Raw genomic sequence first — 13,673 nt, 5'->3', positions numbered from 1 at the left:
CCCTTGGCCTGGGCGCAAGAGGCGCGCCCAGGCCCATTTAAGGCATTCACATGGCACCGAAAAGCACAATCGATTTTCCCCAAGGCCGCGCCGATGCTCGCGATGCGCCGCCACCCCCCACCCGTCTGCGCTTGCCGCTGGCCACGGCGAACGACGTTCGCCGCGAACTGGCCCGGCTGTACCGCGAAGGCAAAGCCGGCCAGCGCGAGCCGGCCGAGGTCTCCAAGCTGGCCAACGTGCTGTCCATCCTCGGCCGCCTGATTGAGACCAGCGAATTCGAGGCGCGCATCGACCGGTTGGAGCAGCGCAGATGATGGCGACGAGCAGGGCGGCGATGCTGCGGCGCCTCGCGGCGCTGGAGCAAGTGCAGGGCTGCGCGGTGGTGCGCTATGACGGTGACGAGGCGCCGGTGGTGGCGATGCAGCGCGCCGCCGCGGCGGGCTTGTCCGGGGGTGTGTTGCTGGTGGGCGAAGTGCTGCGGCCCGAGGTGTGGGCGGCGCAAGCGCGGGTGCACTTCGAAGCGGCAGCGCGTGGTTGAAGCCATGCCGAAACCCTGTGCTGTCGGCTACACCGTGGCTACACAGGCCCAAACAGAAAAACCTTGCTATCTATTCGATAGCAAGGTTTCCTTGACTGACTTGGTGCCGGAGAGATGAATCGAACACCCGACCTTCTCATTACGAATGAGCTGCTCTACCGACTGAGCTACACCGGCGAAGCCTCGGATTATAGCAACACCGTCAGGCCTTTTCGGCGTGGTACTTGGTCAAACGCTCGACTTCGTTACGCGAACCCAACATCACGCTCACGCGCTCGTGCAGTTTGGTGGGCTGCAGCTCCAGGATGCGCTGCTTGCCGTTGGTGGCGGCGCCGCCGGCCTGCTCGACCAGCCAGCTCATGGGGTTGGCCTCGTACATCAGGCGCAGCTTGCCGGCCTTTTCGGGTTCGCGCTTGTCCCACGGGTACATGAAGACGCCGCCGCGCATCAGGATGCGGTGCACGTCGGCCACCATGCTGGCAATCCAGCGCATGTTGAAGTCCTTGCCGCGCGGGCCTTCCTTGCCGGCCAGGCATTCGTCGATGTAGCGCTTCATGGGCTCGTCCCAGTGGCGCATGTTGCTCATGTTGACCGCAAATTCCTTGGTGTCGGCCGGGATCTGGATGTCTTCCTGCGTGAGCACGAAGCTGCCCTGCTCGCGGTCGAGCGTGAACATGGCCACGCCGTTGCCCACGGTGAGCACCAGGGTGGTCTGCGGGCCGTAGATGCAGTAGCCCGCGGCCACCTGCTGGGTGCCGGGCTGCAGGAAGTCGGCTTCCTGCACGCCGGGGGTGTCGTCGGGTTTCTTCAGCACGCTGAAGATGGTGCCGATGCTCACGTTCACGTCGATGTTGCTGCTGCCGTCGAGCGGGTCGAACATGAGCAGGTATTCGCCCTGCGGGTAGCGGTTGGGCACCACGTAGATGCTGTCCATTTCCTCGCTGGCCATGGCCGCAAGGTGGCCGCCCCATTCGTTGGCTTCGATCAACACTTCGTTGGCGATGATGTCCAGCTTCTTCTGGATCTCGCCCTGCACGTTCTCGCTCTCGGCGGTGCCGAGCACTCCGCCCAGCGCGCCCTTGTTGACGGCCTGGCTGATGCTCTTGCAGGCGCGGGCCACCACTTCGAGCAACAGGCGCAGCTGGCCGGGAATGAGGCCGTCGGCGCGTTGCTGTTCGACGAGGTAGCGGGTGAGGGAGATCTTCTGTTGTTGAGCCATGTGCTTCCTGTGTTCCTTGTTTGTCAGTTACCGGCCAGCGCACGCGTCACCACCTCATGCGTGTCCTTGCTCAGGTCGGGCTTGGCGGCCACGCGGGCAATCGCTTCGCGCGCGGCGCTGCGGTACGGCTCGGCCAGCTTGCTCCAGCGGTCGAGGGCGCGGGCGAGGCGGGCGGCCACCTGGGGGTTGATGGCGTCCAGCTCGATGACGCGCTCGCTCCAGTACACGTAGCCGGCCGCGTCGGGGCGGTGGAACGCGCCGGGGTTGGCGCTGCAGTAGCTGAAGATCACGCTGCGGGCGCGGTTGGGGTTCTTGATGGAGAAGTCCGGGTGCTTCATCAGCTGCTTGACCAGCGGCAGGATGTCGCCGCCGCGGTCGGGCGCGCCGGCCTGCAGCGAGAACCACTTGTCGATGACCAGCGCCTCGTCCTTGAAGAGGGCGTGGAAGCGCGCGAGCGCCTGCGCGGCCAGGGTGTGGCCTGACGACACCAGCGCGTTGAGCGCGTTGAAGCGGTCGGTCATGTTGCCGGCGTCCTTGAAGCGCTGCAGCGTCTTGCCGGGCCACACGGTGTCGCCCGAAACGCGCGCCGCCAGGCACAAAAAGCTGAGCGCCATGCCGGCCAGCGCGCGGCGGCCCGACGAGGTGGGGTCGGGCGTGTAGGCGCCGGTGTCGTGGTTTTCTTCGTAGACCTGCTGCCAGTCCGAAAAGAGGGCGGTGGCCAGCTGCGCGCGCATGGCTTCGCGCACCAGGTGCACGCGCTGCGGATCGACCACATCGAGCTGCTCGGAGATGTAGGTTTCCGAAGGCAGCGTGAGCACCAGTTCCTTGAAGGCGGCATCGAGCTTGGGGTTGCGCAGCACGCTGCGCATGGCGTCCAGGTAGGCGTCGTTCAGCACCGGGGTGGTGTCGGTGGCCAGCGCGGCAATGCCCTGCAGCGCGGCGCGCAGGCCCAGGCGCTGGCCGGCTTCCCAGCGGTTGAAGGGGTCGGGGTCGTTGGCCAGCAGGGTGAGCAGCTGGGCGTCGGTGTATTCGAAGTCGAGGATCACCGGCGCGCTGAAGCCGCGCAGGATGGAGGGCACGGGCTCGGCGTCGAGGCCGACGAAGGTGATCTGCTCGCCGGCGCGCGAGAGCACCACGGTGCGCGTGCAGGGCGTGCCCGGCGCGCCGCGCGTCACTTCGCTTTCGCCTTCGAGCTGCAGCGGCAGTTCGCGCCCGCTGGCGTCGAGCAGGCCGATGTTCACCGGAATGACGAAGGGTTCCTTGGTGGGCTGGCCCGGCGTGGGCGGGCAGCTCTGGACGATGCTCAGGGTGTAGCTGCGGTTCTGCGCGTCGTACACGCCGTGGGCGGCAAGGCGCGGCGTGCCGGCCTGGCTGTACCAGCGCTTGAACTGGGGCAGCAGGCGGGCGAGTTCGGAATCGGGGTTGGCGTCGGCAATGGCCTGGGCGAAATCGTCGCAGGTCACGGCTTGGCCGTCGTGGCGTTCGAAGTACAGCGTGATGCCCTTCTCGAAGCCCTTGCGGCCGACCAGCGTCTGCATCATGCGAACCACCTCGGCACCCTTTTCGTAGATGGTGACGGTGTAGAAGTTGCTGATCTCGATGTAGCTGTCGGGCCGCACCGGGTGGGCCATGGGCCCGGCGTCTTCGGGGAACTGGGCGGTGCGCAACACGCGCACGTCCTCGATGCGCTTGACGGCGCGGGCCGAGGCGTCGGCGCACAGGTCCTGGCTGAACTCCTGGTCGCGGAAGACGGTGAGGCCTTCCTTCAGCGAGAGCTGGAACCAGTCGCGGCAGGTCACGCGGTCGCCGCTCCAGTTGTGGAAGTACTCGTGGCCGACCACGCTTTCGATGTTGCTGTAGTCGGCGTCGGTGGCGGTGGCCTGGTTGGCCAGAACGTACTTCGTGTTGAAGATGTTCAGGCCCTTGTTCTCCATGGCGCCCATGTTGAAGTCGCTGGTGGCCACGATCATGAAGCGGTCCAGGTCCAGCGGCAGGCCGAAGCGGGCTTCGTCCCACAGCACGGAGTTGACCAGCGAGTTCATCGCATGCTCGGTCTTGTCGAGGTCGCCGGCGCGCACGTACACCTGCAGCAGGTGTTCCTTGCCATTGCGCGCGGTGATGCGCTGCTCGCGCGCCACCAGCTTGCCGGCCACCAGCGCGAACAGGTAGCAGGGCTTCTTGAAGGGGTCGACCCACTTGGCAAAGTGGCGGCCTTCGGGCAGATCGCCTTGTTCGACGAGGTTGCCGTTCGACAGCAGCACCGGATACGCGGCCTTGGCGGCGCGCAGCGTGACGGTGTACATCGCCATCACGTCCGGACGGTCGAGAAAATAGGTGATGCGGCGGAAGCCCTCGGCCTCGCACTGCGTGAAGAAGGTGTCTTCGCTCACGAACAAGCCCATCAGCTTGGTGTTCTTGATGGGGCAGCAGGTGGTGAAGATCTCGAGTTCGAAGGCATCGGGCAGGCCGTCGATCACGAGCTGGTCGCCTTCCATGCGGAACGATGCGCCCTGGCCGTTGACCAGCACGCGCGCCAGGTTCAGCTCGTCGCCGTCCAGGCGCAGCGGCTGGGCCGGCGCGTCGGGGTTGCGGCGCAGCTGCATGCGGTTGAGCACGCGGGTCTTGGCGGGGTCGAGGTCGAAGGTGAGGTCGACAGTGTCGATCCAGAACGCCGGAGCGGCATAGTCTTCGCGGCGAATGGCAATCGGTTGCCCTTGGGCGTCACGCTGCAGCAGCATCGAGTGTCTCCAGAAAATTCGAATGGGCGAGTTCGTCGTAGTCGCGAACCGCGGCAATCACATGGGGGCCGGCAAGCTCGGCGGCGGAATGGGTGCTGCACACCGCCACGGCACGCATGCCGCCGCGGCGCGCGGCCTCGATGCCGAAGGGGGCATCTTCAAAGACGATGCAGCGCTCGGGCGCCACGCCGATGCGGCGCGCGGCTTCAAGAAAGATCTCGGGCGTGGGCTTGCCGGCAAAGCCTTCGTCGCCGCCGACGATGGCCAGCGGCAGCGGGTTCATCTTCAGGCGCGACATCGCAAACTCGATGTTGTGCCGGTCGCCGGCGGTGCCCACGGCCACCTTCAGGCCGCGCGCCACGGCGGCCTTGGCAAAGGCGGTGAAGCCGGCCACTTCGGTGAAGTTGTCGCTGAACATGGCGCGGTAGATTTCTTCCTTCTCGTGCACCAGGCCCAGGCACTCGGCGTCGGAAAGCTCGCGCTGGAACAATTCGCGCATGCACTCGGCGCCGGTGCGGCCCGTGGTGCGCGCAAGGATGTCGGTCACGTCGAGCTTCAGGCCGTGGCGTTCGACAAACTCCACCCACGAGCGCGCATGCCAGGGCATGGAGTCGATCATGGTGCCGTCCATGTCGAAGATGAAGGCTTCGACCTTCCCGTGCTTCAGGCTCATCGCTTACACGCCCTGCTTGAGCGAGGCTTCGATGAACACGTCGAGGTCGCCGTCGAGCACCTTCTGCGTGGCCGAGACTTCGACGTTGGTGCGCAGGTCCTTGATGCGGCTGTTGTCCAGCACGTAGCTGCGGATCTGGTGGCCCCAGCCCACGTCGGTCTTGCTGTCCTCGAGCTTCTGCTGCTCTTCCTGGCGCTTGCGCATCTCGTGGTCGTACAGGCGCGAGCGCAGGCGCTTCCACGCCACGTCGCGGTTGCTGTGCTGGCTGCGGCCGTCCTGGCACTGCACCACGATGCCGGTGGGGATGTGCGTGAGGCGCACGGCCGAGTCGGTCTTGTTGATGTGCTGGCCGCCCGCGCCGCTGGCGCGGAAAGTGTCGGTGCGCACGTCGGCCGGGTTGATCTCGATCTCGATGGAGTCGTCGATTTCCGGGTAGACAAAGATCGAGGCAAAGCTGGTGTGGCGCCCGCCCGACGAGTCGAACGGCGACTTGCGCACGAGGCGGTGCACGCCGGTTTCGGTGCGCAAGAGGCCAAAGGCGTAGTCGCCCTCGACCTTGATGGTCGCGCCCTTGATGCCCGCGGTGTCGCCCGGGGTTTCGTCCTCGATCTGCGTCTTGAAGCCCTTGCGCTCGGCGTACTTCAGGTACTGGCGCAGCAGCATGCTGGCCCAGTCGCAGGCCTCAGTGCCGCCGGCGCCGGCCTGGATGTCGACGAAGGCGTTGAGCGGATCGGCCGGGTTGTTGAACATCCGGCGGAATTCGAGCTGCTTGATGTCGGCTTCGAGCGCGGCGGCGTCATCGGCAATGGACTGCAAGCCGTCCATGTCGCCGTCTTCCTTCGACATCTCGTAGAGCTCGGTGTTGTCCGACAGGCCGCTGGTGAGGCGGTCGAGCGTGACGACCACGTCGTCGAGCGACTTTTTCTCGCGGCCCAGTTCCTGGGCCTTCTTGGGGTCGTTCCAGACGTTGGGATCTTCGAGCGACGCGTTGACCGTCCTCAGGCGTTCGGCTTTGGCATCGTAGTCAAAGATACCTCCGTAAATCCGCAGTCCGGGCGCTCAGGTCTGCAAGCGTTGCGCCGATCTGGTTGATTTGTTCTGCGTCCATGGGGTGTCCTGACTGTGTTCGGGGGAAACCCGTCATTTTCTCACGGACCGGTAACCCGCCCTGCAGAGCCCCTGTATTGCTCCTTCCCCTTCCGGGGGAAGGCTGGGATGGGGGCGGTTCCCGCATTCGGTGCGGCCTATTCCAGCACCGCCGTTGCCGCCTCGGGGTAGAGGTTCGGAAACAGGATGTTCAGCGAGCCGAGCGGAAAACCGATGCTCAGCTCCGAACGATGGCTGTCGCTTTTCAGAAGTCCGTCCTTGATGAATCGAGAAATCACTTTTCGGGCCGTTCGCTCTTCCAGTCCGGTCATCCGGATGAACTCTCCGCGCGACACCGTGCCACCAACGGCAATCGTATGCAGCGGCAGCAGTGCCTCCTCGCGATATTCCGTGATGCCCTCCGTCGCGCCGCGCACCAGCAAGTAGGCGCGCATGCGGTCCTTGAGCTTGGAAAGGTCGAGCATCGAAGCCATGAAACTGACTTGGTCTTCGCACAGTTCGAGGAAGTAGCGGCACCACTCCCAGAGCATTTTTTCGCTGAGATTCCCCCGCCCGTCGAGATCTCCCTGCCTTGCGCTGTCCGCGTTGTCCAGCATCTCGAAGTAGCGGTCGCGCTGGCGAGCCAGGCCGCGATTGACAGACCAGAGGCCGCCGCTCATCAAATGCAGGGCGCAATGGGTCTGCAGCCGGATGGCACGCCCGTTTCCGTCTTCGAAGGGATGCGTCCAGGCCATTCGATGATGTGCGGCTGCAATGGTGTAGATCACAGCATCGATGCCCTTGAGGCCACCGTAGACCTCATCCATCCTCTTGAGAAACCGAGGGATCGATTTCCACGCTGGCGGCTGGTGGCGGCCCACCGCGACGTCATGCGTGCGGAGGCTTCCGGGAATGATGACCCGACCGTCATCGGTGAGGCGATCGGGTTCCGGGAGGCGGCGGTACAGGTTCTCGTGCGCTTGTTTCAGGAAGCCGCTGCTCAGTGCGCCCGCTTCGGTGGTGACGATTTCTTCCAGTTCCCGTTCGGCGTCGATGTGTGCCAGTGCGACACGCTGCCGTCTGGCGACGTCCGGCGTGTCGGAAAAGTCTTTGCTCAGCGCGCGCTCGATGTTCACGGGATGTGTGCTTTGTCCCTCGATGCGGTTCGAGTAGTACGAGTTCATCGATCGGACGATCTCGCGCAGCGCAGCCCGTGCTTGCGGACTTGCGGAGCCTTTCATCTCGGACGACTTCTCGAATATTCGGCGCGTGATTTCGCTCAGTTCGCCGAGTTTTTGCGTTGGCAGCAATGGCTCGAACTGATGAGGTTGGTCGTAGACCTGCAAAGGTGCGGGATTGACGGACATGGATTCCGGTTTAAGTTCTGGTCAGTTTAGGATGAAAGCCTTTTAAATTCAATAAGTTACTGAAAAACTGATCGCGATGATTTTCCGGTTGTAGTTCTGGTTGGAATACCGGAGGAGGTCATCGATGGCAACCCGCCGTAGAAGCAAAAAGCCCCCTGTGCGCGGCGCGGGCGCACAGGGGGCAAGGGGGAATCTGCGTTTGGATCAGAACGCGGGGACGAGCGAGCCCTTGAACTGCGTCTCGATGAAGCTCCTCACCTCCGGCGACTGGTAGGCCGCCACCAGCCGCCTGGCCCAGGGCTTGTCCTTGTCGGCGCGGCGCACGGCGATCAGGTTGGCATAGGGGCTCTTCGCGGCCTCCTTGATCACGGCATCCTTGTTGAGCGAAAGCCCGGCCTTCTCGGCATAGTCGTTGTTGATGGCGGCAATCGCCAGGTCGTCGAGCGAGCGCGGGAGCTGGGCGGCGTCGAGCGGCACGAGCTTGAGCTTCTTGGGGTTGCTCACCACGTCCAGCGGCGTGGCCGTGTTGTTCTTCACCGCCTCGGGCTTCAGCGTGACGAGGCCGGCCGACTGCAACAGCAGCAGCGCGCGGTTGCCGTTCGACGGATCGTTCTGGATGCCGACCGCCGCGCCGTCGGGCAGCTGGTCGATCGACTTGATCTTGCGCGAGTAGAAGCCCAGCGGCGCGGTGATGGTGAGGCCCACGGGCACGATGTCGAAGCCGCGCGCCTTGTTCTGGTTGTCCAGGAAGGGCTGGTGCTGGAAGGCGTTGGCGTCCAGGTCGCCCGAGGCCAGCGCCGCGTTGGGCAGCTGGTAGTCGTTGAACACCACGAGCTGGATGTTCAGGCCGTTCTTGGCCGCCACCTTCTTCACCACCTCGAACACCTGCTCGGCGCTGCCGACCGAGATGCCAACCTTGACGGTGTTCTTGTTGCCGTTGTCCTGCGCGAAGGCGGCGCTGCCGCAGAAGAGGGAGGCGGCCAGCGTGGCAAGGACGAGGCTGCGGCGGCGAAAGAGGTTCTGCATAGATCGGATGTGCGTTTCACAACAAAAAAGAAGGCGCGAATGTGGCATTGCCCGGCACGTTTGGGAACGAACGAATCTTCATATCGATATGGCAATGCACAACCCTCAATCCGAGGTCTTATGTGTTTTCAAGCATAAGCACGAGCGGATTTGTTCGTTCCCTTTTGACGCCTTTGTTTTCATACTCGGCCCCTTTTCGCGAACCTTTGCGGCCGGCTCCGCGCCCGCCGCTGCCTTTTTTATGAGCAACCCTTCGTCCGATGCGGGCCGCGGCAACGCGCAGCCCGTGATCCGTCTTCAATCCGTGCAGAAGTCATTCGCACTGCCGAGCGGCGAGGTGTTCGACGCCGTGCAGTCGCTCTCGCTCGACATCCACCAGGGCGACGTGTTCGGCCTGATCGGCAAGAGCGGCGCGGGCAAGTCGACGCTGCTGCGCCTCATCAACCTGCTGGAGCGGCCCGATGCGGGCCAGGTCTTCGTGGGCGGGCGCGACCTCACCACGCTCTCGCGCCGCGAGCTGCGGGGCACACGCCAGAACATCGGCATGATCTTCCAGCAGTTCAACCTGCTGCAGAACGCCACGGTGTTCGACAACGTGGCCTTCCCGCTGAAGATCCACGGCCGCCATTCCAGGGCCGAGATCGACGCCCGCGTGCGCGAATGCCTGGCCCTGGTGGGCCTGGCCGAGAAGATCGACACCTACCCGGCCCAGCTCTCGGGCGGCCAGAAGCAGCGCGTGGCCATTGCGCGCGCGCTGGCGCCGCGGCCGCAGGTGCTGCTGTGCGACGAGCCCACCTCGGCGCTGGACACCGAAACCACGCGCGCGCTGCTCGAGACGCTGCGCGACATCAACCAGAAGATCGGCGTGACCATCGTGATCGTCACGCACGAGCTCTCGGTGGTCGAGGTGCTGTGCCGCAACGTGGCCATCCTGGAGAAGGGCCGGCTGGTGGAGCAGTTCGCTGTGGTCGATGCGCCGAGCGAAGAGCGCAAGACCGCGCTGGGCCGCGAGATCGACGAGCTGGTGCGCCGCCGCGAACGCGAGGCGCGCGAACCCATCGCGCCGCGCCCGCCGTCATTGCAGCGCAGCCCGCAGGAGGTGGCCTATGTTTGAGAACATCGCCCCCATCCTCCCCGAGCTGTGGGTGGCCACGGGCCAGACCTTCATGATGCTGGCCATCGGCCTTTCGGCCGCGGTGCTGATCGGCGGCCCGCTGGGCATCCTGCTGTTCCTGCTGGGCCCGGGCCAGTCGCTCGAGAACAAGCCGGCGTTCCTGGTGCTCAACTGGATCGTGAACACCGTGCGCTCGTTTCCTTTCATCATCCTGCTGGTGGCGCTGGTGCCGTTCACGCGGGTGATCGCGGGCACGTCCATCGGCCCGCTGGCGGCCGCGGTGCCGCTGTCGTTCGCGGCCATTCCGTACTTCGCGCGGCTGGTCGACCAGTGCCTGCGCGAAGTGCCGCGCGGCGTGATCGAGGCGGCGCATGCCATGGGCGCCTCGGAGCTGCAGATCGTCTGGCGCGTGCTGGTGGTCGAGGCCCGCTCGGGCCTGGTGCTGGCGCTCACGGTGCTGGCGGTGAGCTTTCTCTCCTACTCGGCAATTGCCGGCGTGGTGGGCGGCGGCGGCATTGGCGACCTGGCCATCCGCTATGGCTACTACCGCTTCCAGACCGACGTGATGGTGCTCACCGTGGCGCTGCTCGTGGTGCTGGTGCAGATCCTGCAGTTCGTGGGCAACACCACGGCGCGCAGGCTGGACAAGCGTTGAATCTCTTTTTCTCTCGTTCCTTCTTTTTTTGATTTCATGAAAACCGCTCTGCTGCGCCGCTCCGTCCTTGCCCTGTCCCTGGTTGCCCTGTCGTTCGGCGGCCTTTCGTTGGCAGAGGCCCAGGAAGCCAAGAAGAACCTCGTGATCGGCGGCACCGCCGGCTCCAACATCGACCAGCTCAAGGCCGGCATCGTGCCCATCCTCGAGAAGAAGGGCTACAAGGTGAAGCTGGTCGAGTTCAACGACTACGTGCAGCCCAACCTCGCGCTCGCGCAAGGTTCGCTCGATGCCAACTTCTTCCAGCACCAGGTCTACCTGAAGAAGTTCTCGGCCGACCAGAAGCTGGACCTTGCCGAACTGGTGCAGGGCCCCATTGCACCGCTGGGCGTGTACTCCACCAAGCGCAAGACGCTGGCCGAGGTGAAGGAGGGCGACCGCTTCACGCTGCCCAACGACCCGAGCAACCTGGCCCGCGCGCTGGTGCTGCTGGAGCAGAACAAGCTCATCACCATCAAGCCCGGCGTCGATGCGCTGCGCGCGTCCGAGAAGGATGTGGCCGAGAACCCGAAGAAGCTCAAGTTCATTCCGCTCGAGGCCGCGCAGCTGCCGCGCTCGCTGGGCGACACAGAGTACGCCATCGTCAATGGCAACTTCGCGATCTCGTCGGGCCTGAAGCTGAGCGAAGCCGTGGTGCTCGAGAAGACGCCCGACTACTATCTGAACGTGGTGGCCGTGAAGAGCGCGGACAGGAACGCGCCCTGGGCCAGGGACATTGCCGAGGCCTACCGCTCGAAGGAATTCAAGGCCGTGGTCGACAGCAAGTTCCAGGGCTACGCCAAGCCCAGCTTCCTGCAGTAGTTCTTCTTCTCAAGCCAAGGACGCCCATGCCCGTGCTCGCCGTTTTCGATGCCGAAGGAAGCTGGCGCGACACGCATGTGTGCGACGGCTGGATCACCGAACACCTGGCGCGGCAAGGTGTGGCCTGGGGCCGCGAAGACGACGCACCGGAAGGCCAGCGGGTTCTCGACCGCGTGGGGCTTTTCTACCTGCCCACGCAGGACGGCTACCTGGGCCTGCTGTTCGAGGCCGGTGAATGGGTGGCCCTGCCGGCCGGCAAGCCGCATGTCTTCGACGCCGGCGAGGCGCATTCCTTCGATGGACTGCCCGCCGCACTGCCGCTGTTCGAGGCTTTCGTCGAACAAGTGCTGTCCCTCACGGGCAACGACGCCGACGACGAAGCGTGAACGAAAGCGTCCCCTGAGCGGGGGAGAGCCGGAGCGCGTGCCTACGCGCCGGAAGACGGATGGCCGCGCAGTGTGTGCAGTTCGCGGCGCAGCGCCTCGGACTCCTGCTTGAGGGCAAGGATGGCCTCGTAGGCCTTGCCGAGCTCGCCTGACGCGCTGGCGGCCTGGGCCCGGAGTTCGTCGCGCTCCCGTTCGCAGTTCTGCAGCTGCTGCCGTGCCTGCGCCAGCGCGAGCATGTCGAAGGTTTCCGCGTGGTGGCGCAGGAGCTCCGTGGACTCGGCGTCGTATCCGTTCTGGGTTTCGCCGAAGTCCGCCAGCCGTCCCAGGCGCACGAGGGGCGGTCCGGGCCTGCGAAAGACCGCGACGAAATCGGCCCAGCCGGACGCCGCGGGGCGGGCGACGAAGGACTCGACCAGTTCGACTTCGACCCGCCGGCGCCGGCCCCATTCGACCAGCGCCACACCGGCATCGGGATAGAAGCGCCAGCAATCGACCGGATACCGGTGAAACGCATGGTTGCTTGGCGCATTGACATAGAGCAGACCGCCGGGCCGCAGCAGACGCACGAGCTCCAGAAAAGTTTCCCAGAAGCAGGGGTCATGCTCGAGGGCCGAACTCGTGACGACCACGTCGGCGCAGGCGTCGGGCAGCGGCAGGGGGTCGCCCGGCGTGACCACCTTGTCCACGCCCCGGCCCGGCGCGGCATCGAGACCGAGATAGCTCGCCGTGGCGGGGGCATGGTCCCTCAGTGAGCCGTTGACGTCCTGGCTGCCGAGCTCGACCACATCCCTGAAATGCGGCTGCCAGTACAACGCGAAGAAGCGGCGGCCATGTTCGTAGGCGGTGTCATGCATGGTTCATTTTGTCTCGCAGTTCGTGCGCAGCGCAATGGCTCTCAGGGCGAAAGAATCATCACCTTGCACTGGCTCGGCACGATGCGCATGCCCACCATGTTGCTGCGGTTCTGCGTGCTCAGGCTGGTCATGCGCGTGGCCGGCGTGCCCTTGATGAGCACCGTGAACGCGCCCGTCACGTGCCGCGACTGGCTCATGAAGGTCTGCGAGACGATGCCGCCGCCCGCCCCGGTGGTGTCGCCCAGCGTGATCGGCGTGGTGGTTGCCATGTTGTGCGCGGGCATGCACATGAAGAGGATGTTCCACGCGTTGGGCACGGCCGTGGGGCCGAACGCCATGTTGGGGTAGGGAATGGGCGCCATCGCGGCGGGCGGGGTCTTGCAGACATCGGGAAAGGCGAGGTCCATTCCCATCAGCTGGCAGTTGGCAAACATTGCGGTGCTCCTTTTGCTGCGGGCCGGGTCAGCCCATGTGGATCTGCGCGGCATCGACCTTCACGAGCTCGCTGGCCGTGACCACCGTGTGCCGGGCATGCAGGCGCGCCGTGCCGCCGGCTTCGCAGTCGAGATGGCCCACGCGGACCTGCTCGGTTTCGTCCACCACGCGCAGCGCGTTGCGCGCCATCTGCACGATGCGATCGGCCACCGATTCGAGGACAAGCCCGACCAGCCGCAGCCGCCCCACCGTGGCGTCGAGGGCCTGGCCGGTGAAGTGCAGGTCGTCGACGCGGCACTGTCCGCTCGTGGCCTGGAGCTTCCATTGCGCGGCGTGCATCTGAAGCTCGCCGCCGCTGCGCAGCCGCACGTCGCCGGGGCTTTCGATCGAGAGGGCGCCTGATGTGTCGATGCGGCTGACCGCATCGTCGGCCTGTTCGAGCACGGCGATCAGGTACACCCGGGCTCCGTCCGGTCCGGACAGCAGCACGGTGTCGCCCACCTCGGGCCGCAGCAGGCAACTGGCGGCTCGGCGGCAGCGCCAGGTCCCGCCGCCCTCGTCTTCGACATCGAAGTGCGCATCGGGCAGTGCGGCCGCCAGCCGGCCCACGAGATGAACCGGCGCGGTGGCTGCCGCAAGGGCGGGGCGCAGTGGAATGACATTCATGGCGGATTCCCTTCTTGATGTGGGTGTGGACGTCTGGAAAGCGGGCGGGCGGTTGCGG

15 protein-coding genes and 1 tRNA gene are annotated in these 13,673 nt (G+C 65.4%); 6 read left to right on the top strand and 10 right to left on the bottom strand.

Going from position 1 to position 13,673, the window contains the following annotated elements; genetic code table 11:
- The first annotated feature begins 50 nt into the window (after positions 1–50).
- Positions 51–314, top strand: coding sequence for a hypothetical protein (locus ACAM58_RS18470; RefSeq protein WP_369663236.1), 264 nt, complete (start codon positions 51–53; stop codon positions 312–314).
- A complete protein-coding gene (locus ACAM58_RS18465; RefSeq protein ID WP_369663235.1) occupies positions 311–538 on the top strand; it encodes a hypothetical protein in 228 nt (75 codons plus the stop codon). The genes ACAM58_RS18470 and ACAM58_RS18465 overlap by 4 nt, the downstream gene beginning before the upstream one ends.
- Positions 539–639: 101 nt before the next feature.
- Here the strand turns inward: ACAM58_RS18465 and ACAM58_RS18460 are convergent.
- The 7 genes from ACAM58_RS18460 to ACAM58_RS18430 all read right to left on the bottom strand — a co-directional run bounded on the left by ACAM58_RS18460 (position 640) and on the right by ACAM58_RS18430 (position 8,647).
- Positions 640–715: transfer RNA gene (locus ACAM58_RS18460), tRNA-Thr, on the bottom strand.
- Between the two features lie 25 nt (positions 716–740).
- Positions 741–1,757, bottom strand: a complete 1,017-nt coding sequence (locus tag ACAM58_RS18455; protein WP_018905443.1) for a class 1 fructose-bisphosphatase — start codon at positions 1,755–1,757, stop codon at positions 741–743.
- Positions 1,758–1,780: 23 nt separating this feature from the next.
- Entirely contained in the window at positions 1,781–4,495 is a 2,715-nt protein-coding gene (gene pepN, locus ACAM58_RS18450) for an aminopeptidase N (RefSeq protein WP_369663234.1), read from the bottom strand.
- Positions 4,479–5,168: an HAD family hydrolase gene (locus tag ACAM58_RS18445; protein WP_369663233.1), complete on the bottom strand. Its 690-nt coding sequence runs from the start codon at positions 5,166–5,168 to the stop codon at positions 4,479–4,481. Before ACAM58_RS18445 ends, pepN begins: the two co-directional genes overlap by 17 nt.
- Positions 5,169–5,171: 3 nt before the next feature.
- Positions 5,172–6,276, bottom strand: a protein-coding gene (gene prfB / locus ACAM58_RS18440) for a peptide chain release factor 2 (RefSeq protein ID WP_125964635.1) whose coding sequence is annotated in 2 segments (ribosomal slippage) — positions 5,172–6,194 and positions 6,196–6,276 — 1,104 coding nt in all. Because the reading frame shifts where the segments join, the coding sequence is not laid out codon by codon here.
- Positions 6,277–6,412: 136 nt separating this feature from the next.
- Positions 6,413–7,621, bottom strand: coding sequence for a Fic family protein (locus ACAM58_RS18435; protein WP_015866567.1), 1,209 nt, complete (start codon positions 7,619–7,621; stop codon positions 6,413–6,415).
- Between the two features lie 204 nt (positions 7,622–7,825).
- The gene (locus ACAM58_RS18430; RefSeq protein WP_369663232.1) at positions 7,826–8,647 is read right to left on the bottom strand and encodes a MetQ/NlpA family ABC transporter substrate-binding protein; all 822 of its coding nucleotides are present in this window, start codon (positions 8,645–8,647) and stop codon (positions 7,826–7,828) included.
- A gap of 241 nt (positions 8,648–8,888) precedes the next feature.
- Between ACAM58_RS18430 and ACAM58_RS18425 the strand changes: the two genes are divergently transcribed.
- The 4 genes from ACAM58_RS18425 to ACAM58_RS18410 are packed head-to-tail and all read left to right on the top strand — an operon-like array spanning position 8,889 to position 11,660.
- Complete coding sequence (locus ACAM58_RS18425; RefSeq protein ID WP_369663231.1) at positions 8,889–9,761, top strand: methionine ABC transporter ATP-binding protein; 873 nt, start codon at positions 8,889–8,891, stop codon at positions 9,759–9,761.
- Positions 9,754–10,416: a methionine ABC transporter permease gene (locus ACAM58_RS18420; protein ID WP_015866564.1), complete on the top strand. Its 663-nt coding sequence runs from the start codon at positions 9,754–9,756 to the stop codon at positions 10,414–10,416. The genes ACAM58_RS18425 and ACAM58_RS18420 overlap by 8 nt, the downstream gene beginning before the upstream one ends.
- 36 nt (positions 10,417–10,452) lie before the next feature.
- Positions 10,453–11,274, top strand: a complete 822-nt coding sequence (locus ACAM58_RS18415) for a MetQ/NlpA family ABC transporter substrate-binding protein (protein WP_369663230.1) — start codon at positions 10,453–10,455, stop codon at positions 11,272–11,274.
- 26 nt (positions 11,275–11,300) lie between these two features.
- Positions 11,301–11,660, top strand: coding sequence for a hypothetical protein (locus ACAM58_RS18410; protein WP_018905447.1), 360 nt, complete (start codon positions 11,301–11,303; stop codon positions 11,658–11,660).
- 41 nt (positions 11,661–11,701) lie between these two features.
- Here the strand turns inward: ACAM58_RS18410 and ACAM58_RS18405 are convergent, their stop codons facing one another.
- From ACAM58_RS18405 to ACAM58_RS18395, 3 genes are read right to left on the bottom strand one after another with little or no spacing between them, the layout of a single operon-like run.
- A complete protein-coding gene (locus ACAM58_RS18405) occupies positions 11,702–12,514 on the bottom strand; it encodes a methyltransferase domain-containing protein (protein ID WP_369663229.1) in 813 nt (270 codons plus the stop codon).
- A gap of 41 nt (positions 12,515–12,555) precedes the next feature.
- Positions 12,556–12,948 carry a DUF4150 domain-containing protein gene (locus ACAM58_RS18400; protein WP_018905449.1) on the bottom strand — a complete coding sequence of 131 codons (393 nt, stop codon included), beginning with the start codon at positions 12,946–12,948 and terminating at the stop codon, positions 12,556–12,558.
- Between the two features lie 28 nt (positions 12,949–12,976).
- Positions 12,977–13,615 carry a DUF3540 domain-containing protein gene (locus ACAM58_RS18395; RefSeq protein ID WP_369663228.1) on the bottom strand — a complete coding sequence of 213 codons (639 nt, stop codon included), beginning with the start codon at positions 13,613–13,615 and terminating at the stop codon, positions 12,977–12,979.
- Positions 13,616–13,673: the final 58 nt, after the last annotated feature.

It is taken from the genome of Variovorax sp. V116 (genome assembly GCF_041154435.1).
GTDB classification, from domain to species: domain Bacteria; phylum Pseudomonadota; class Gammaproteobacteria; order Burkholderiales; family Burkholderiaceae_C; genus Variovorax; species Variovorax paradoxus.
The sequence above is the reverse complement of the archived record's forward strand: the minus strand, read 5'-3'. Positions and strand labels throughout refer to the sequence as shown.